The 17357-nt window shown below is 62.0% G+C and carries 18 protein-coding genes; 11 read left to right on the forward strand and 7 right to left on the reverse strand.

The window, feature by feature from the left end:
• The first annotated feature begins 66 nt into the window (after window positions 1-66).
• The 5 genes from HUI96_RS24400 (at window position 67) to HUI96_RS24420 (ending at window position 3303) form a co-directional block, all read left to right on the forward strand.
• The gene (locus HUI96_RS24400) at window positions 67-399 is read left to right on the forward strand and encodes an ArsR/SmtB family transcription factor (protein ID WP_188257325.1); all 333 of its coding nucleotides are present in this window, start codon (window positions 67-69) and stop codon (window positions 397-399) included.
• 11 nt (window positions 400-410) lie between these two features.
• Window positions 411-917: an arsenate reductase ArsC gene (locus HUI96_RS24405; protein WP_188257326.1), complete on the forward strand. Its 507-nt coding sequence runs from the start codon at window positions 411-413 to the stop codon at window positions 915-917.
• A 60-nt stretch (window positions 918-977) separates the two neighbouring features.
• A complete protein-coding gene (arsB, locus tag HUI96_RS24410) occupies window positions 978-2021 on the forward strand; it encodes an ACR3 family arsenite efflux transporter (protein WP_188257400.1) in 1044 nt (347 codons plus the stop codon).
• Window positions 2022-2035: 14 nt separating this feature from the next.
• A complete protein-coding gene (arsC, locus tag HUI96_RS24415; protein ID WP_188257327.1) occupies window positions 2036-2443 on the forward strand; it encodes an arsenate reductase (glutaredoxin) in 408 nt (135 codons plus the stop codon).
• 266 nt (window positions 2444-2709) lie between these two features.
• The gene (locus HUI96_RS24420; protein ID WP_188257328.1) at window positions 2710-3303 is read left to right on the forward strand and encodes a hypothetical protein; all 594 of its coding nucleotides are present in this window, start codon (window positions 2710-2712) and stop codon (window positions 3301-3303) included.
• Between the two features lie 122 nt (window positions 3304-3425).
• On the opposite strand, the gene HUI96_RS24425 is transcribed toward HUI96_RS24420, so the two are convergent.
• On the reverse strand, window positions 3426-4124 hold the full coding sequence (locus HUI96_RS24425) for a GntR family transcriptional regulator (RefSeq protein ID WP_188257329.1): 699 nt from the start codon (window positions 4122-4124) through the stop codon (window positions 3426-3428).
• Window positions 4125-4255: 131 nt separating this feature from the next.
• Here HUI96_RS24425 and HUI96_RS24430 point away from each other — a divergent pair, with 131 nt between their 5' ends.
• The 5 genes from HUI96_RS24430 (at window position 4256) to HUI96_RS24450 (ending at window position 9523) form a co-directional block, all read left to right on the forward strand.
• Window positions 4256-5263 (forward strand): ABC transporter substrate-binding protein, encoded by a 1008-nt coding sequence (locus tag HUI96_RS24430; RefSeq protein WP_188257330.1) that lies wholly within the window; start codon window positions 4256-4258, stop codon window positions 5261-5263.
• Window positions 5264-5342: 79 nt separating this feature from the next.
• A complete protein-coding gene (locus HUI96_RS24435; protein ID WP_237684354.1) occupies window positions 5343-6164 on the forward strand; it encodes an ABC transporter ATP-binding protein in 822 nt (273 codons plus the stop codon).
• 17 nt (window positions 6165-6181) lie between these two features.
• Window positions 6182-7054 (forward strand): ABC transporter permease, encoded by an 873-nt coding sequence (locus HUI96_RS24440; RefSeq protein WP_425299293.1) that lies wholly within the window; start codon window positions 6182-6184, stop codon window positions 7052-7054.
• Entirely contained in the window at window positions 7051-8790 is a 1740-nt protein-coding gene (gene araD, locus HUI96_RS24445; RefSeq protein WP_188257332.1) for an L-arabinonate dehydratase, read from the forward strand. The genes HUI96_RS24440 and araD overlap by 4 nt, the downstream gene beginning before the upstream one ends.
• A 7-nt stretch (window positions 8791-8797) precedes the next feature.
• The gene (locus HUI96_RS24450) at window positions 8798-9523 is read left to right on the forward strand and encodes a ribonuclease activity regulator RraA (RefSeq protein WP_188257333.1); all 726 of its coding nucleotides are present in this window, start codon (window positions 8798-8800) and stop codon (window positions 9521-9523) included.
• A 178-nt stretch (window positions 9524-9701) separates the two neighbouring features.
• Here the strand turns inward: HUI96_RS24450 and HUI96_RS24455 are convergent, their stop codons facing one another.
• The 5 genes from HUI96_RS24455 to HUI96_RS24475 are packed head-to-tail and all read right to left on the reverse strand — an operon-like array spanning window position 9702 to window position 14698.
• Window positions 9702-10988 carry a TRAP transporter large permease gene (locus HUI96_RS24455; RefSeq protein ID WP_188257334.1) on the reverse strand — a complete coding sequence of 429 codons (1287 nt, stop codon included), beginning with the start codon at window positions 10986-10988 and terminating at the stop codon, window positions 9702-9704.
• The gene (locus tag HUI96_RS24460; RefSeq protein ID WP_188257335.1) at window positions 10985-11515 is read right to left on the reverse strand and encodes a TRAP transporter small permease; all 531 of its coding nucleotides are present in this window, start codon (window positions 11513-11515) and stop codon (window positions 10985-10987) included. The genes HUI96_RS24455 and HUI96_RS24460 overlap by 4 nt, the downstream gene beginning before the upstream one ends.
• Window positions 11516-11524: 9 nt before the next feature.
• On the reverse strand, window positions 11525-12517 hold the full coding sequence (gene dctP / locus HUI96_RS24465) for a TRAP transporter substrate-binding protein DctP (protein WP_188257336.1): 993 nt from the start codon (window positions 12515-12517) through the stop codon (window positions 11525-11527).
• Window positions 12518-12569: 52 nt separating this feature from the next.
• Window positions 12570-13514, reverse strand: a complete 945-nt coding sequence (locus HUI96_RS24470; protein ID WP_188257337.1) for a hydroxymethylglutaryl-CoA lyase — start codon at window positions 13512-13514, stop codon at window positions 12570-12572.
• A complete protein-coding gene (locus tag HUI96_RS24475) occupies window positions 13511-14698 on the reverse strand; it encodes a CaiB/BaiF CoA transferase family protein (RefSeq protein WP_188257338.1) in 1188 nt (395 codons plus the stop codon). Before HUI96_RS24475 ends, HUI96_RS24470 begins: the two co-directional genes overlap by 4 nt.
• A 109-nt stretch (window positions 14699-14807) precedes the next feature.
• Here HUI96_RS24475 and HUI96_RS24480 point away from each other — a divergent pair, with 109 nt between their 5' ends.
• A complete protein-coding gene (locus HUI96_RS24480; RefSeq protein ID WP_188257339.1) occupies window positions 14808-15755 on the forward strand; it encodes a LysR family transcriptional regulator in 948 nt (315 codons plus the stop codon).
• A gap of 574 nt (window positions 15756-16329) precedes the next feature.
• Here the strand turns inward: HUI96_RS24480 and HUI96_RS24485 are convergent.
• Complete coding sequence (locus HUI96_RS24485) at window positions 16330-17322, reverse strand: GlxA family transcriptional regulator (protein ID WP_237684355.1); 993 nt, start codon at window positions 17320-17322, stop codon at window positions 16330-16332.
• Window positions 17323-17357 lie beyond the last annotated feature (35 nt).

The raw sequence follows: 17357 nt of genomic DNA on the forward strand, positions 1-17357 counted from the left end.
CTTCCCCGTTGCCTATTTTCTCTCGTCGTCCTATATCCGCTCCGATGTATCGGGATTTGCGGATATATGGATAAGACGGCAGCCCTCGCCGCCCTGGCGGCACTTGGCCAGGACACCCGGCTCGAAATTTTCCGGCTCCTCGTGCGCGCCGGCGCGGATGGCATTCCGGCAGGCGAGATCGCGACCCGGCTGGGCACGGTCCAGAACACGACATCCACCCACCTCAAGACGCTCGGACATGCGGGCCTCGTCCGCGCCGAGCGCGACGGCCGCACCATCCGCTACTTCGCCGATATGATGGGCTTCCGTGACCTCCTCGCCTTCCTGATGGAGGATTGCTGCAACGGCGCTCCGGAGCTTTGCCAGCCCGCGATCGAGGCCATCACCTGCGGCTGCTAGAGGAGCCTGCCATGACTCAGGCCTACAACGTGCTGTTCCTCTGCACTGGCAACTCCGCCCGCTCCATCCTTGCCGAGGCGATCCTGAACCGGCTCGGCGAGAACGGGTACCGGGCGTTCTCGGCCGGATCCTACCCGAAGGGAACGGTCCATCCCTTCGCCATCGATCTGCTGAACGGCATGGGTTACGACACCTCCTTCGCCCGCTCCAAGAGCTGGGACGAGTTCGCCGCGCCCGACGCTCCGCACATGGACTTCGTCTTCACCGTCTGCGACGCCGCGGCGGAGGAGAGCTGCCCCGTGTGGCCCGGCCATCCCATGACGGCGCACTGGGGCATCCCCGATCCGGCAGCGGCACAGGGAACCGACGCCGAGAAGCACCTCGCCTTCGCAGAGGCCTACCGCATGCTCTCCAGCCGCATATTGGCCTTCCTCTCGCTGCCGCATGCTTCGATCGACCGGCTCGCGCTGCAGCAGCGCCTTCGCGAGATCGGGCAGTCCTCTCCGAACGCTGGCTGAACCAAGGATCACATCATGACGGTTATCGCAGTCAAGGCGGGCCGCGAGGCTCCCGCGGGGATCGGCTTCTTCGAGAAATACCTGACCGTGTGGGTCGCGCTCTGCATCGTCGCTGGCGTCGCCCTCGGCTACCTGCTGCCGGGCCTTGTCGGCGCGGTCGCCCATGCCGAGGTCGCCCGGGTCAACCTGCCCGTTGCCGTGCTGATCTGGCTGATGATCGTGCCGATGCTGCTCAAGGTCGACTTCGCCTCCATGGCCAAGGTCGGCACCTACTGGCGCGGCATCGGCGTGACGCTCCTCGTCAACTGGGCCGTAAAACCGTTCTCGATGGCGCTGCTTGGGTGGCTTTTCGTCGGATGGCTGTTCCGCCCGCACCTGCCCGCCGACCAGATCGATTCCTACATCGCCGGGCTGATCATCCTTGCCGCCGCCCCCTGCACGGCAATGGTCTTCGTGTGGTCGGCGTTGACCAAGGGCGAGCCGAATTTCACGCTCTCGCAGGTGGCGCTCAACGACGCGATCATGATCCTCGCCTTCGCCCCGATCGTCGCGCTGCTTCTTGGCCTCTCGGCGATCACGGTGCCATGGAACACGCTCGTACTGTCGGTGGCGCTCTACATCGTTCTGCCCGTGATCGTCGCCCAAGTGGTTCGGTCCCGGGTGCTCGCCTCGGGAGGACAGGCGGCGCTCGACAGGCTGCTAGCCCGGCTGCACCCCATCTCTCTGCTGGCGCTCCCCGCCACCCTCGTCCTGCTCTTCGCCTTCCAGGGCGGACAGATCATCGCACAGCCAATGGTGATCGCGCTGCTTGCCGTGCCGATCCTCTTCCAGGTCTACCTGAACTCGGGCCTCGCCTACCTGCTCAACCGGGTGTCGGGCGAGCGTCACTGCGTCGCGGGACCATCGGCCCTGATCGGAGCTTCGAACTTCTTCGAGTTGGCGGTCGCCGCAGCGATCGCGCTGTTCGGCCTGCAGTCGGGGGCCGCGCTTGCGACTGTCGTCGGCGTCCTGGTCGAGGTCCCGGTGATGCTTTCGGTCGTCTGGATCGTGAACCGCTCAAAAGGCTGGTACGAGCGTGGCGCAGCCGTGAAGCAGCCTGGATGACAGAGGAGGCCCAGATGAGCATCACGATCTATCACAACCCGGCTTGCGGCACCTCCCGCAACACGCTGGCCATGATCCGGCAGTCGGGCGAGGAGCCGAAAGTGATCGAGTACCTGAAGAACCCGCCGTCGCGGGAGAAACTGGTCGAGCTGATCGCCGCCATGGGTATCACGCCGCGCCAGTTGCTGCGCGAGAAGGGCACGCCGTATGCGGAACTGGGTCTCGGCGACCCGAAATGGAGCGACGACGAGTTGATCGACTTCATGCTGGCGCACCCGATCCTCATCAACCGCCCCATCGTCGTAACGCCGTTGGGCACAAAGCTCTGCCGTCCCTCGGAAGCCGTGCTCAACATCCTGCCGAACCCCAATATCGGTCCCTTCACGAAGGAGGAGGGAGAGATAGTCGTCCCGGCGCCCTGAGCCGCAGCGCTGCCGATTGAACAGCGGGTTCAACGAAGCTTATTTCGAAGATCATCGAAATTGAATTTGCCATCCCGTGAGGATGCCGCATGCGATGCGGACCGATCTCGGCTGGTCGAAGCCCACACTCTACAGCGCGGCGACGGTCGGCATGCTGCTGGCGGGCCTCGCGGCCTATCCCCTTGGCGCCGCGATCGACCGCGGCCACGGGCGTGTCCTGATGTCCGGCCCGGCGCATCCATTCTCGCGGGCGTGCCGCTCGTCGCATGGTCGCAGGTCGAAGGGCTCGCGGCATTCTACGTCGTGCTCGCGGTCCTGGGCTGCATGCAGGCCGCGACACTGCCTTCGCGGTCATCGCCCGCCGCGTCGGGCCACTAAACGCCCGCGAGGGAATCACGGCGCTGACGCTGTGGAGCGGTTTCGCGAGCACGGTCTTCATCCCGATCATCCAGCAGTTGATCGAGACGCAAGGCTGGCGGGGCGTGCTGCTCGTCATGGCGGCCGTCAACACGTTCGTCTGCGGAGGCCTCTACTTCGTCGCCATTGACGCCTCCCGCGATGCTCCCATGCGTTCCGCCGAACCGGGTAAACCATCCCCTGCTGTCGGACGCACCGCCGTTGCCGCGGCCATGCGAAGGCCCGATTACTGGGGCCTGATGCTTGCGTGGGTCTCCTATGCTTTCGCCTTCTGGTCGCTCTACCACTTCTTCCCGCTGCTGCTGGAACGCGGGCTGGATTCGTCAGGTGCGGTGGCGGTACTAAGCGGTCATCCGCTCACAATCTCTGCATGTCGCAGAATGGGCCAGGCCACTTCCGAATTGGTCTTTCTCTGCGAGCTCTGCCTTCAGAATGCAGATTAGCTCAACCAGGGCAAAACGATCCGACTCGCTGAATGGACGCCCAACAATGGCGATCGCGCATTCATCCCTGCTACGCCCCGCGATCGCTTTTCGGATCGGTACGTTGTGTCTCGCCGAACCAGCTACTCGGACTGCACGATGTAGTTCGGGAATCGTTCACGGATGGCACCGATCATAGAAAGCGTTCCGGATAGATGCTTGCGGAGCGCGGCAGCAGCGCCATCCGAATCACCCCGACCGATCGCTTTCAGGATATCGCGGTGATCTTCAAGCAACGACTGCAGCTTGCCGGGCATGGGGAGGTTGAGGCGGCGCAAGCGATCCAGATGGACGCTCTGTCGGCGGACCACCTTCCATGCAAGCGGATTGTTGGTGCGCTCATAGAGCACACGATGAAATTCTCGGTCCAGAACATCGAACTGATCGTAAGTGGACGGATGAGCCACCTGCTGCTGCTGTTCCAGAATGGAAGCCAGGGCCGCCGCAGTTTCAACTGGCGTGTCAGCAGCAAGCCGTCGCACGGCTTCGATCTCTACGGATAACCGCAGAAACTGAGCTTGCCGCGCATGCTCTACATCGATCCTAGACACTCTGGTGGCATATTGAGGGTATATGTCGACCAAGCCGTCCTCTTGAAGCCGCAACAGGGCATCGCGTACCGGCGTCTGGCTGACGCCGAACTCTTGCTGCAGAGCGGCGCGTGAAAGCACCACACCCGGCTCCAGCGCGACGGACAATATCCTGTCCTTGAGAATGTCGTAGACCTGCACCGCGACCTGTCGGGAACGGTCGAGTTGCGCAACACCATCTTTGATCAACATCCATCGCTCCTGCGGCCGTGAGACACCGTTACACCGAAAATAATTTTGATGCACTGATGTTTTAGTGTATCTGTGGCATCGTCGCTTTCGAAGGCGACTGTTCTGCCATTCAATTCCGGGAGGAGGATTTTATGCGGAAATTGACACTTGGGCTCACCGCCCTCGCGGCCCTCATCGGGCTATCCGCTGCGGCACCGGCGGATGAGAAGACAACGCTCTTGATTACTCGCCAGCCCGGCATCCTGTATCTGGCCAGCCATGTCATGGAGACGCAAAAGCTTGTGGAGAAGCAGGCCGAGGCTGCGGGGCTGAAGGGGCTCACTGTGGAGTGGCGCGCGTTCTCGGGTGGCGGCGCCCAAACCGATGCCCTGCTCGCCGGGAACGTCGACGTTGTGAATACTGGAACCGGCAATTTGCTGCTTCTGTGGGACCGCACCAAAGGCCGCGTGAAGGGCATCATTCCGAGCTCGGCGCAACCGGTGATCATGGTGTCCAATGACCCGCGCATCAAATCGCTTGATGATATTGGTCCGAACGACAAGATCGCCGTTCCAACCGTAGGCGTTTCGACCCAGGCGATCCTTCTGCAGATGGCCGCCGCAGCCAAGTATGGCGAGGATCAGGTCAAGAAGTTCGATGCCAATACGGTGCAACTCGGCCATCCGGACGCGGTCGCGGCCATCGCCAACCCTAACCACGAGGTCAAGAGTCATTTCTCGGCTCCGCCCTTTCAGTACATCGAGTTGAAGCAGCCTGGCGTGCACAGGGTTACCGACTCCCGGGAGATCCTCGGCGGGGGGCTGACCCAAGCGACCTTCTTTACGACCACGGATTTTGCTGAAAAGAATCCGACTCTGGTTAAAGCGCTCCGCGACGCCACCAAGGAAGCCGTGGGGATGATCAAGAAGGACCCGAAGGCAGCGCTTGAATCCTACAAGAAGGTTTCGGGTGACAAGACCTCAGTCGATGATCTTATGGCGATCATCAACGAGCCAGGATTCCTTGATGACTACCGAACCGACCCCCAGGGGACGATGAAGTTCGCTACTCACCTGCACAAGATCGGCACCTTGAAAGCGATGCCCTCTGCCTGGACAGACTACTACCTGGCAGACTCCGCGGACCTCAATGGCAACTGACGTGTCTTTGTGCAGGCGAGGATCCGCAATGTCCTGGCCGGCCTTTGAACGCCATGTCAGCCAGCACGAAGCAATCAAGATGTCCGAAACTGCAGTATCTGGCACGATGCGTGGGCCGGGCGGTGCAAGGTCACCGCTTCTGACGGTCGATAACGTCACGTTGCGCTACAAGACTCCCAGCCTGCTCGTGACGGCGACGGAAGACGTCTCCTTCAACGTGGCGAGATCCGATCGCTTCGTCCTCCTCGGGCCGTCGGGGTGCGGGAAGTCGACGCTGCTGAAGGGCGTTGGCGGGTACATGAAACCCGCCGCTGGTTCGATCTGCATCAACGGGCGGCCGGTCACCAAGCCCGGCCCGGATCGGATGATGGTCTTCCAGGAATTCGACCAATTGATGCCCTGGAAGACCGTGCTTCAGAACGTGATGTTTCCGCTGGTCGTCGCGCGCAAGCTCTCCCAGAAGCAAGCCAGCGACATAGCCCGCGCCTACATCGACAAGGTGAAATTGACGCGCGCGATCGACAGCTATCCGCACACGCTCTCGGGGGGCATGAAGCAGCGCGTTGCCATAGCCCGAGGCATGGCCATGCAGCCCGACATCCTGCTCATGGACGAACCATTCGCCGCCCTGGACGCATTGACGCGTCGTCAGATGCAGGACGAACTTCTGCAACTGTGGGATGACACGAAATTCACGGTCATCTTCGTCACCCATTCCATTGCCGAGGCGATCAAGATCTCCAATCGGATCCTGCTCCTGTCGCCGCATCCAGGCCGGGTGAAAGCGGAGGTGGTGAACGTTGACCGGGCCTCCATGGGCGACGGCAGCGCAGCCGATCTGGAACGCGAGATCCACAATCTTCTCTTCTCAGAGCAAGTCAGGTCCGGGGCCACGTCATGAAACCAAAGGAAGCTTTGATAGCCAAGCCCCAGATCATCTTGTCCGACGGCGACATCGGCAGCCGCCCGGCTCACGCCAACTTGGCTCCCGTGGAGCAGAAACTCAGCACAGCAGAACTTGTCTGGGGCATCGGAGCCGTCCGCAAGACACTGATCATCCTTATTCTGGCGGTGCTCTGGCAGACATATGCCGTCTACCTCGACAATCCGCTGCTGTTTCCTACCCTCAGCGACACGATCACCACGCTGATCGACCGCTTCGCCGATGGGACTCTGCCGGCCCGCATCGGCACGACGCTGAAGGTTCTTCTGATGGGCTACGCCGCCGGCACACTGCTTGCGGCGCTGCTGACCGTACTAGCGATCAACACCCGCATCGGCACCGACTTCCTCGAGACGATGACCGCAATGTTCAATCCGCTGCCGGCCATCTCGCTGCTGCCGCTCGCGTTGATTTGGTTTGGCCTGGGAACGCCCAGCCTTGTCTTCGTGCTGGTTCACTCAGTTCTTTGGGCGGTTGCCCTCAACACCCACTCCGGTTTCCTCGGCGTGTCGCGCACGCTGCGGATGGTCGGGGCAAACTATGGGCTGACCGGCTTTTCCTATGTGACGCGCATCCTGATCCCCGCTGCATTTCCGTCGATCCTGACCGGTCTCAAGATCGGTTGGGCATTTGCCTGGCGCACCTTGATTGCCGCGGAGCTGGTGTTCGGTGTCTCGTCCGGCCAAGGCGGTCTCGGCTGGTTCATCTTCGAGAACCGCAATCTGCTCGACATTCCGGCCGTGTTCGCGGGCTTGCTGACGGTCATCGCCATTGGTCTGACCGTGGAGAATCTCGTCTTCCAGACCATCGAGCGCCGAACCATCCGCAAATGGGGAATGAAGGAATGAGCCGCGCTCGAAAGACCGCAAACGATCTGCGTTCGGCACGCTGGTTCGCACCTGACGACCTGCGGAGCTTCGGCCATCGCTCTCGCATGATGCAACTCGGCTATTCGGAAGAGGACTTCCGCAACAAGCCGATCATCGGTGTTCTCAACACCTGGTCCGAATTGAACAGCTGCCATTCGCATTTCCGCGAGCGGGTACAGGACGTGAAGCGCGGCGTCGCCCAGGCCGGCGGCTTTGGGGTCGAAATGCCGGCGCTGTCGGTCGACGAGAGCTTCACCAAGCCGACATCGATGCTCTACCGCAACCTACTGGCGATCGAGACCGAGGAGATGATCCGCTCGCACCCGCTCGATGGCGTGGTGCTGATGGGCGGATGCGACAAGACCACGCCAGGGCTGGTGATGGGTGCACTGAGCGCGGGCGTGCCGATGATCTATCTGCCGGCGGGGCCGATGTTGCGTGGAAACTTTGCTGGAAAGTTTCTCGGCTCTGGATCGGATGCCTGGAAGTACTGGGACGAGCGCCGCGCCGGCAACATCTCCGATGAGGAGTGGCTGGGCATCCAGGGCGGCATCGCGCGCTCGGCCGGCACCTGCATGACCATGGGAACAGCCTCAACCATGACGGCGATCGCCGACGCGATGGGCCTGACGCTGCCTGGCGCGTCTTCGATCCCGGCAGTGGACTCTAACCATCAGCGCATGGGCGCTGACTGCGGCCGGCGCATCGTCGAAATGGTGTGGGAGGAATTGACGCCTGACAAGATCGTCACCCAGGCGACCTGCCGCAATGCGGCCGTTGTGGCGATGGCTACGGGGTGCTCGACCAACGCTGTGGTGCATCTCATTGCGATGGCACGCCGCGCGGGCGTCGACCTGACGCTTGACGAGTTCGACGCGCTCGGCCGCGTAACGCCGCTGATCGCCAATGTGCGCCCCGCCGGCAAAGACTACCTGATGGAGGACTTCTATTATGCGGGCGGGCTGCGGGCGCTGATGAAGCAACTCGCGGATCGCCTCGACCTTTCGGTCATGACGGTCACCGGCCGGACGATGGGCGAGAATATCGAGAGTGCGAAGGTCTACAACGACGACGTGATCCGGCCGCTTTCCAACCCCGTCTATCACGAGGGCTCGCTGGCGGTGCTGCGCGGCAATCTCTGCCCAGACGGGGCGGTTATCAAGCCTGCGGCATGCGACCCGCGCTTCTATCTCCATGAGGGGCCGGCACTGGTCTTCGATAGCTATCCAGAGATGAAGGCGGCGATCGACGACGAGAACCTCGACGTGACGCCCGACCACGTTCTCGTGCTGCGCAACGCGGGTCCTCAAGGAGGGCCTGGTTTTCCGGAATGGGGCATGCTGCCGATCCCGAAGGCGCTGATCAAGAAGGGCTACCGCGACATGCTTCGGATTTCCGACGCGCGAATGTCCGGCACTTCCTACGGTGCCTGCGTGCTGCATGTGGCACCGGAAAGCTACGTTGGCGGTCCTCTCGCTCTGCTGCGGACCGGCGATTTGGTGCGGCTCGATTTGCCGAACCGCAGGCTGGATATGCTGGTCGCCGAAGACGAACTCGCCCGTCGCCGGGCCCTGTGGACCGCACCGCCTGCGCGCTACGAGCGCGGCTACGGCTACATGTTCGCCCGCCACGTCACCCAGGCGGACCAGGGCTGCGATTTCGATTTCCTGAAAACCGACTTCGGCCGCACCGCGGGCGAGCCGGACATCTTCTGAGGTCACGATGTCAGACGACGTTCTTTCCGACGAGACACGTACGAAGCTGAAGATGATTTCGACGGCGTCCATCGCGACGGCGCTGTTCAAGCGAGGCTTGCGCAACCAGTACATTCAGGGCGTCGTGCCCGTCTCCCCCAAGACGGAGACCATGGTGGGCCAGGCGTTCACCCTGCGGTATATCCCGGCACGCGAAGATCGCAATCCGATCACCGTTTTCCGCAATCCGGATCACCCGCAGCGGGTGGCGATGGAGACTTGCCCGCCCGGCCATGTTTTGGTGATGGACGCGCGCAAGGATGCACGAGCCGCAACGGCCGGTTCGATCCTGCTCACGCGGCTTGCGCTTCGCGGCGCGGCTGGCGTTGTCTCCGACGGCGGGTTTCGCGACGCCGAGGGGATCGCCGCGCTGGACATGCCTGCCTATTACGCCAAGCCGTCCGCGCCCACGAATCTGACGCTTCACGAAGCGATCGAGATCAACTGTCCGATCTCGTGCGGCGACGTCGCGGTCTTTCCCGGTGATGTGCTTGTCGGCGATCGGGACGGCGTGATGGTCATTCCCGTGCACCTGGTCGATGAGATTGCCGACGAATGCAGCGGCATGGAAGCCTTCGAGGAGTTCGTACTCGAGGAGATTGAGGCTGGGGCTTCGATCATCGGGCTCTATCCCTGCACCAAGCAAGAAAATCAGGCGAAGTACGAGACTTGGCGCAGCAAAAACGGGAAATAGATCCTCTGGACTACCGCTTCCAACGCGCACTCGGCAACTCGATCATCGATCTGCTCCGAACGCGCCAAGGATAGCGAGGCACTGAGCGTCTCCCCAGATCCTCAAAGTGTAGTCTGTAGCAAAGGCACTCCCGGACCGGGCGACCGTTGTTGCTGCTGAGTGTGGATTCCTCACAGCGTCATCGCCCAAAACCCGCCGACTGCGGCAGCCAGAGCGAGAGCTGGGGAAATGCCCAGACTATAAACAGTCCTGCGATCAGCAGGAGCACGTAGGGCAGTGCGCCCCGGACCACCTCGCTGAGCGGGGCGTTGGTTATCCCTTTGATGACGAACAGGTTCATGCCCACCGGCGGCGTGATCAGAGCGAGTTCCAGATTGATCATCAGCATGACGCCGTACCAGATCAGGTTGATGTCCAACGCCAAAAGTGCCGGCAGGATGATCGGTGTGGTGATCAGGATGATCGCGATGGTCTCCAAAAACATGCCCAGGATGAAGATCGCGAACATGACGACCAGGATGAAGCCGGTCTGCGACAGCCCAAGGGCGGTCACGCTTTCGATGATCTCGGCAGGAAGGCGGATGATCGTCACCGCATGGCCGAACATGCCCGCGGCGGCGATGATCATGAACAGCATCGCGCTCGTGCGCATCGTCTCGATCGAACAGTCCAGGAGATCGCGAAGGCTGAGATTGCGATAGACCAGCAGCGCGACCAGCAGCGCGTAAACGGCACCGATCGCCGCGGCCTCCGCCGCGGTGAAAATGCCAAAATAGATGCCGCCGAGAATGATGGGCGGCATCATGACAGCCCAGATCGAGTTCAAGAAGGCGCGCGCGACAGCAGCGGTGCCCGGCCATTCAGGCGATATCAGATCCTTGCGTTTCCTGGCCTGAAACCAGCTGAAGGCGGCGAAGATGGCGGCCATCACCAATCCGGGCAGGAAACCGGCGATGAACAGGGCGCCGATCGAGGCATTGGTGACGATGGCATAAAGGATCATCGGCCCGGACGGCGGGATCAGGATGCCGAGGGTGCCGCCGGCGGCGATGATCCCGTAGGTGTCACGCGGCCGATAGCCGAAGCGCTGCATCTGCGGAATGGCCGTGGAGCCGATGGTCAGCGCCGTCGCCACCGACGATCCCGAAATGGTGGCAAAGATGGTGCAGGACAGGATCGTTGCGAAGCCGAGCCCGCCCTTCACATGGCCGACCAGCTTGTTGGCCATGTCGAAGAGGTCGTCGACGACCTTCGCCTTGATCATCACATAGGCCATGAAGGCGAACATCGGGATGGTCGCCAAAAGCGGGTTGTTGAGGCTGGCGAAGACCGTGTCGGCCATGCTGTAGATGCTGCCTTCGAAGACCGCGAGCACGACGAGGGAAGCGAGGCCGAGCGCCGCAAAAATCGGCATCCCGGTCAGCAGCAAGACGAGCAGCAGAGACAGGACGAGGAAGATGGTCATCGCCCGCTCCCGGCCATGCGGCCGATAATCTTGGCGAGCGACACCAGACCGAGCAGCGCCGCGCCGAGCAGCATGGTGGATTGGGGAATCCACATCGGCAACTCGAGATAGCCGGAGGAATACGCGCCGAACTGGCGGGAGAAGGCGACCGTATGCCAGGCGGTGACCAGCAGCAGCACCGAAAACACGAGAACGGCGATGTCGGCCCACAGATCCAGCAGCCATCGCGTCCGGGAGCCGACATTCTCCAGAAGGAGGTCGATGCCGATATGGTCGCCGCGCCTGTAGGCCTCCGCGGCGCCTGCCATGACGATCGCCACGACGAGGAAACCAGTGGCTTCATCAACGCCGAGCAGCGAGTGGCCGAGAACATAGCGCTTGAAGACGCTAAGCGCCGTGATCGCGAGGACGATAACAATCAGCAGGGCCGCAATCACTCCAGAAATCCAGGAGATCGCTCCTGCGATACGTTCGAGACGGGAGGCGGCGGCCGCCGGCCCCTCCCCTGCTTCGACCACCCCAGCCATTTCGCCCGCCTATTTGATCTTTTTGATCAGTTCGAGCAGCTTCTTGCCGTCCTCGCCGGACTCTTCGGCAAAGCCTTCGGCGAAGGAGGGCTGCATCGCCGCCTGGAACGCAGCATTCTCCTCATCGGTGGCGATGTGCACCGTCACGCCCTTTTCGCGAAGCTGGTCGGGTGCGTGGGCGCTGGCTTCGATCGAGGCTTCCAGCGCCCAGCCGGCGGCTGCTTCGCCCGCCTGCTTCAGCGCCGCCTTGGACTTGTCGCTCAGGCCGTCGTACCAGGCCGGGTTGACGTAGCCGTGCAGATAGGCCGCGAGTACCGGAACCACGGTCATGTGGTCCTGCACTTCGTAATATTTTCGCGAATAGGCGGCCGCCACGTCGGTGATCGCCGCGTCGATGACGCCGGTAGCGAGCGCCTGGTAAACTTCGCTGCCCGGCATCGACACCGTGGTGGCCCCCATGGCGACCAGGCCACGGTCGAAGGCAGGGCCGATGCCACGCATCTTCAGGCCCTGGAAATCCTCCGGTTTGGTCAGCGGCTTGCCCTTCGAGGTGAAGACGCTGGTATTGGTCTGGAACATCCAGGCAATGTTCTTGATGCCCTTTTCCGCCAGCTTCTCCTCAAGGAATGCGGCGGCTTCGGACGTCGGCCACTTCTTCCAGGCCTCGATCGACGACATCGTGTAGGGGCCAACCGTGACATTCATCAGCGGCAGCGTCTTGCCCCATTGGAAATTGAGAGAAAAGGCGCATTCGATGTCACCCTTGGCCACCGCCAGGATGTTGTCATTGGCCTTGACCAGGCTGTCGGCGCCGAAGATCTGAACATCGATTTCGTCTTCCGAGAGCTTCTCGACTTCAGCCGCCCATTTGTCGACGACAACGGCGATATGGTGCGCCGGCGGCAACTGGTGGCTGCAGCGCATTGTCTCGGCGGCCTGCGCAATCGTGACGAAGGACGTGGACAGCGCAAGCGCGGCCAGTCCCTTTCCTAGTTTTGCCATCGTCTCCTCCCTGGGCTTGCTGTGAATTGTTATTGCCGCCGGTTTCCGCCCGTCAGCTGCGCCATACGATCGTTCGCGGAGGCCCCGCGCGCGCTACGGCACCGAAAAGCTGTTCTTGTGGCATTTCCGCCGCCGGGATCTCGCGGACCGCAGTCAACGCATCAAGATCGATGCCCGTGCGGAAGCCTTTCGTCTCGCAGAGATAGACGAGATCCTCCATGACGACGTTGCCGGTCGCCCCGGGCGCGAACGGACATCCACCCAAGCCGCCGAGCGAGCCGTCCAGCACGCGCGCACCCGCGTCGAGCGCGGTCGAGGCATTGGCGATCCCCATGCCGCGCGTGTCGTGAAGGTGGACGATGTAGGGACGGGCGTCGCAAAGCCGCGTCATTGCACCTGCCAGCTCGCCGACCTGCCGCGGACCGGCAAACCCGACCGTGTCGGCGATGCCGACGATATCGGCTCCGGCTTCGAGGCATTGTTCCGCCAGCGCGATGACCTGCGCGGGGGCGACCGCGCCAGCGATCGAGCAGCCGAACGCCATCGCGATGCCGGCATTGATGAGCGGGCGACGACCGGATCCGTCCCGCATCCGCGCGACCGTACGCACCAGGTCGACCGCCTCCGCACGGGTACGGCGCGCATTGGCCTGGCTATGCTCCTCGGTGGCCGAAACAACGCAGACGATCTCGTTGACGCCCGTTGCGAGCGCGTCCGCTGCGCCGCGCTCGTTCAGCGCCAAAGCCATGCTGAAGGCGCTTGGCAGCGCCTCGACAGTTTCGATCATCTCCCGCACATCGGCGAACTGCGGCATCCGGGAGGCCGGCAGGAATGAACCGACCTCGAAATGACGCATGCCGGCCGCATATTCGCACCGGATCCATTCCTGCTTGGCTTGGGTCGACGGGAAGTTCTTGACCAGTTGCAGTCCATCGCGAAGCCCGACCTCGCGCAGGGTGATTCTGCCGGCAGGATAGATGTCCAAGACGCCCGTCATGCCGCCTCCGCTTTTGGTGCACCACGGGCAGCCGCGATCTCTCGCTGGTCAAGACCCAGTTCGCTCAGAACCGCGTCGGTGTCCTCTCCGACCGCCGGCAGGTCTCCACCGCCGGCCAGCATCACGCCATCGATCTCGAAGGGCAGCGAAGGAGCGCGGAACGTCGCTCCATCCGGCATTCGCGATGTCGCCAGCCCGCCTGGACGCATGACATGCGGGTCGCTATACATGTCGCTCGGCTTGGAGATTGGCGAATAGGGAATGCCCAGCGCCTCGAACGCCTTCAGAAGGCCATCGGCCTCGCGGCCGGCGATCGCCTTCTCGATAATTGGAACCGTCCAGTCGCGGGCTTCGATCTGATCCATGCGAGTCAGGAGGCGCGGGTCGGAGAGTAGCGCGTCGAGTTCCAGAAGCTTGCACATGGCGGCCCACTGGCCTTCCGTCACGGCGCCGACGAAGATTTGCCGGCGGTCTGCGGTATTGAAGATGTCGTAGACCGGCCAGGAAAAATCCCGTTCCGGCATCGGCGGCGGATTCCTCCCCTCCAGTTCGAACTGCACCATATGCTGCGCAACCAGAAGTAGGCAGTTCTCGAAAAGACCAATGCGGATGTTTCGCCCCTTGCCGGTCTCTTGGCGCTCCAGCAGTGCGGCAAGAACCGAAAAGGCGCCGAAAAGCCCGCCCATGATGTCGTTCGCAGAAGAACCGACGCGCAGCGGCCGTCCGCTCGGCCCGGTCATGTAGGCGAGACCGGTCATCATCTGCACGACCTCGTCGAGCGCGGTGCGCTCTTGGTATGGCCCTTGCAGGAAGCCCTTGTGCGAGGCCAGGATCAGACCGGGATAGTCGATCCGCAGCCGCTCCAGGTCGGCTCCCATCCTGGACAGCGAAGCGTCGCGAAAGTTTTCCACGAACACGTCGGCCGTTCCCAAAAGCTTGTGAAGCGCCTCCCGCCCGCATTCCGTCTCCAGATCGAGTTGGACGGATTTCTTGCCGCGGTTGAAGAGCGGGAACATCGGCCGTCCCATACCGGAAAGCTTGCGGGTCTTGTCGCCCTCCGGTGGCTCGACCTTGATGACCTCGGCGCCGAGGAAACCCAGGAACATGCCGCAGGATGGACCCATGATCATGTGGCTCATCTCAACCACGCGAATCCCCGCCAAGGGTTTGAACTGTCTATCCATCCGCGTGTTCGGGCTCCTCGCTGCCCCAGTCTCGACGGAAAAGGATAGCGTTGCCCGATATGTCGTGAAATTATAATGTTTCTAACCAGAGCTTCTGGAAAATAGAAACATGGAAACCCGCCAACTCCGCTACTTCGTTGCCATCTACGAGCATGGCACACTGTCGGGCGCCGCCGAGACAACGCGTATCGCCGCCTCGGCGCTCAGTCACCATATGTCGAACATGGAAGCCGAGTTCGGCAGCGCCCTATTTGCGCGCAAGCCCCGCGGGATGCAGCCGACGGCCGCCGGCGAGCGGCTCTACGTGCATGCAAAGGCGATACTCAGGGCGATGGCGGCGGCCGAGAGGGATATCCGCCAGGCGGGCGGTGAGATTTCCGGGGAGGTATCGGTCGGCATGGCCTATTCGGCGGTCAAGGCGATTGGCGTCTCTCTCGCCAAAAAAGTGCTCGCAGACTATCCGAAGCTGAGGCTTTCCTTGACGGAGAGCCTTTCCGGCTCGACCCTGATGCATCTCATGGCGTCCGAGGTCGATCTCGCGCTGGTCTATAATCCGCCGGTCGATCCGCGCCTGAAGACGGAGGCGGTTCTGGAAGAGCGCATGGTCTGTGTCGGCAAAAAGGAGATAATTGGCGATACCGGCGATCCGATCCCGTTCCGCGACCTGCTCGAACTGCCGATCATATTGTTGCGGCAGGGCGTCTCGGCGCGCGCCATCATGGACGATGTTGGCCTGCTCAAGAAGATAGAGGCCAAAGCCAAGTTGCAGATGAACTCCGTGCAGGCGATTAGCGGTTCGTTGCTCGCCGGTCTCGGCTGCGTGATTGGTACCAAGTTGTTCATGCAGGAGCATCTTGAGAGCGGCGCCTTGCATTTCAGGCCCATCGTAGAGCCCGAACTCTCGCGCACCCTCTACATCTGCGAAATGGCGGAGCGGCCGGCGACCTTCGCCCTGGAGACGGTCAGACGGGAGATCCTTGAACTCGTTGCCGACGCCGTGCACATCGGCATATGGGAGGCGCGGCTGCTGAGTGGGCAATCGGATGGCCGCAACTGATGTGAGTCTCGCTCCCGAAGATATTCGGGCACCCACGCGGCGCTGGAAGCTTTTCTGCAAACGTACGGTCAAACGGGCGTAACGGACAACGATGTAGGGTGTTCGATTGACTGCTCCCACGACTTCCAGCGTGGCGGCGGCGATGTCAGCTTTCAGGAAGCGGCAAAGCTGATCCCACGGCCGACGTGCGGCGCATAGCTGCCGCTCACATCTGGCAGACGTAAGTCGGCTTCGGGTGGGAAGCTGCCCCCCGACAACTCTGAATGCAACCTTGAGTGACACACGCCGACAGGTTCGCCGCAGGACCAGTGATCGCCCTGCTTGTTCTTGGCCGCCCCTCTAAATGGATGTCGCACGGGGGGCGCCCCCTCATTACCGACGATCGACTAATCCCTGAGACTTGGTTTCAGCCGCTATCAAGCGCCTGCACCACTGGCGAGGCAATCCCGCGCTGCCGTGTTCCAGAAAAGTCGCAAGCTGCGCCTGGGCCAAGTTCTAATCTTTGCCCTCACCCCCCCGCTCGGCAACAAGGAGGCAATCGCTCCACGTGCCGCCGACATGGTGGCGACGTTGCCTACAGAGGGCTGGTTCTCTTGCGCGCCGAGACAGGGCTCACGCCAAAGATTGTCTTGAACTGTCTGGCGAAGGACGAAGCAGAGCTAAAACCCGTCTGTGCTGCGATCTCGGTGATCGACTGTCTGGTGTCGAGCACCAGCCGCCGTCCTGTCTTCAGGCGCATGTTCAGATAGCATGTGCGTGGCGACACGCCGACCACCTTCTTGAATAGCAGTTCCAGCATTCGTTCCTTCAGGCCGACCCTCTTCGCAATCTCCCTGATGGACAGAGGCTCTTCTATGTTTGCTTCCATGATCTTGATGGCCTCGGACAAACGCGGTTCCTGCCACGTCATTGTTCCGAGCGACAGCATTCGCTGCGGGTCGGCCGCTGTTCGCACTTCCTCGTAAATGAAGATCGATGCCACTTCGAGAGCGAGTGAATAGCCGTGTCTCTTCCGGATCAGATAGAGCGCCATGTCGAGCGCCGGCGAGGCGCCGCCAGTGGTGAACCGGTTGCCATCTATTACAAACCGGTCGGGTTTCACGGCAATCTCGGGAAAGGCTGCGGCAAACCGGTCAAGATCTTCCCAATGTGTCGTGGCACTTCGTCCATCCAGCAATCCGGCCCATGCCAAGACCCATGACCCTGCTTCGACGGCGCCTATGGGAACCCCTTTCTTTGCAATTCTCCTCAGCCGTCCCAGCAAGTCTGAGTCCAGATATCGATCCACATTGAATGCGGCGAGCACGATGAGAGCACCATCGACTTTTGATGGATCGAGGCCATCCTGTACCCCAAGCGGCACGCCGCTGGAGGTCGTTACCGGCTCCCCGTCAGGGCTGACCAGTTTCCAGCGGAACAGATTCCTTCCGCTTGCCCGGTTGGCCGCCCTAAGCGGTTCCAAGGTGCCAGCCAGCGACAGGAGCGACACTTCCGGCAGGACCAGAAGGGTAATGTCTACGACTTCATCCGAAGGGGAAAAGAGCAGACTCAATTGCGGAAACTGCATGGATCGTTTCGTATGGTGCAGCGTGCGAACGCGCG

It is taken from the genome of Pseudaminobacter soli (ex Zhang et al. 2022) (genome assembly GCF_014595955.1).
Lineage (GTDB): Bacteria > Pseudomonadota > Alphaproteobacteria > Rhizobiales > Rhizobiaceae > Kumtagia > Kumtagia pseudosoli.

Bases quoted from the DNA above. Each gene is read 5' to 3' on its own strand.
- HUI96_RS24400 (WP_188257325.1), top strand. From the start codon at position 67: ATGGATAAGACGGCAGCCCTCGCCGCCCTGGCGGCACTTGGCCAGGAC.
- HUI96_RS24405 (WP_188257326.1), top strand. From the start codon at position 411: ATGACTCAGGCCTACAACGTGCTGTTCCTCTGCACTGGCAACTCCGCC.
- arsC (WP_188257327.1), top strand. From the start codon at position 2,036: ATGAGCATCACGATCTATCACAACCCGGCTTGCGGCACCTCCCGCAAC.
- HUI96_RS24420 (WP_188257328.1), top strand. From the start codon at position 2,710: ATGGTCGCAGGTCGAAGGGCTCGCGGCATTCTACGTCGTGCTCGCGGT.
- HUI96_RS24425 (WP_188257329.1), bottom strand. From the start codon at position 4,124: ATGTTGATCAAAGATGGTGTTGCGCAACTCGACCGTTCCCGACAGGTC.
- HUI96_RS24430 (WP_188257330.1), top strand. From the start codon at position 4,256: ATGCGGAAATTGACACTTGGGCTCACCGCCCTCGCGGCCCTCATCGGG.
- HUI96_RS24435 (WP_237684354.1), top strand. From the start codon at position 5,343: ATGTCCGAAACTGCAGTATCTGGCACGATGCGTGGGCCGGGCGGTGCA.
- araD (WP_188257332.1), top strand. From the start codon at position 7,051: ATGAGCCGCGCTCGAAAGACCGCAAACGATCTGCGTTCGGCACGCTGG.
- HUI96_RS24450 (WP_188257333.1), top strand. From the start codon at position 8,798: ATGTCAGACGACGTTCTTTCCGACGAGACACGTACGAAGCTGAAGATG.
- HUI96_RS24455 (WP_188257334.1), bottom strand. From the start codon at position 10,988: ATGACCATCTTCCTCGTCCTGTCTCTGCTGCTCGTCTTGCTGCTGACC.
- HUI96_RS24460 (WP_188257335.1), bottom strand. From the start codon at position 11,515: ATGGCTGGGGTGGTCGAAGCAGGGGAGGGGCCGGCGGCCGCCGCCTCC.
- dctP (WP_188257336.1), bottom strand. From the start codon at position 12,517: ATGGCAAAACTAGGAAAGGGACTGGCCGCGCTTGCGCTGTCCACGTCC.
- HUI96_RS24470 (WP_188257337.1), bottom strand. From the start codon at position 13,514: ATGACGGGCGTCTTGGACATCTATCCTGCCGGCAGAATCACCCTGCGC.
- HUI96_RS24475 (WP_188257338.1), bottom strand. From the start codon at position 14,698: ATGGATAGACAGTTCAAACCCTTGGCGGGGATTCGCGTGGTTGAGATG.
- HUI96_RS24480 (WP_188257339.1), top strand. From the start codon at position 14,808: ATGGAAACCCGCCAACTCCGCTACTTCGTTGCCATCTACGAGCATGGC.
- HUI96_RS24485 (WP_237684355.1), bottom strand. From the start codon at position 17,322: ATGCAGTTTCCGCAATTGAGTCTGCTCTTTTCCCCTTCGGATGAAGTC.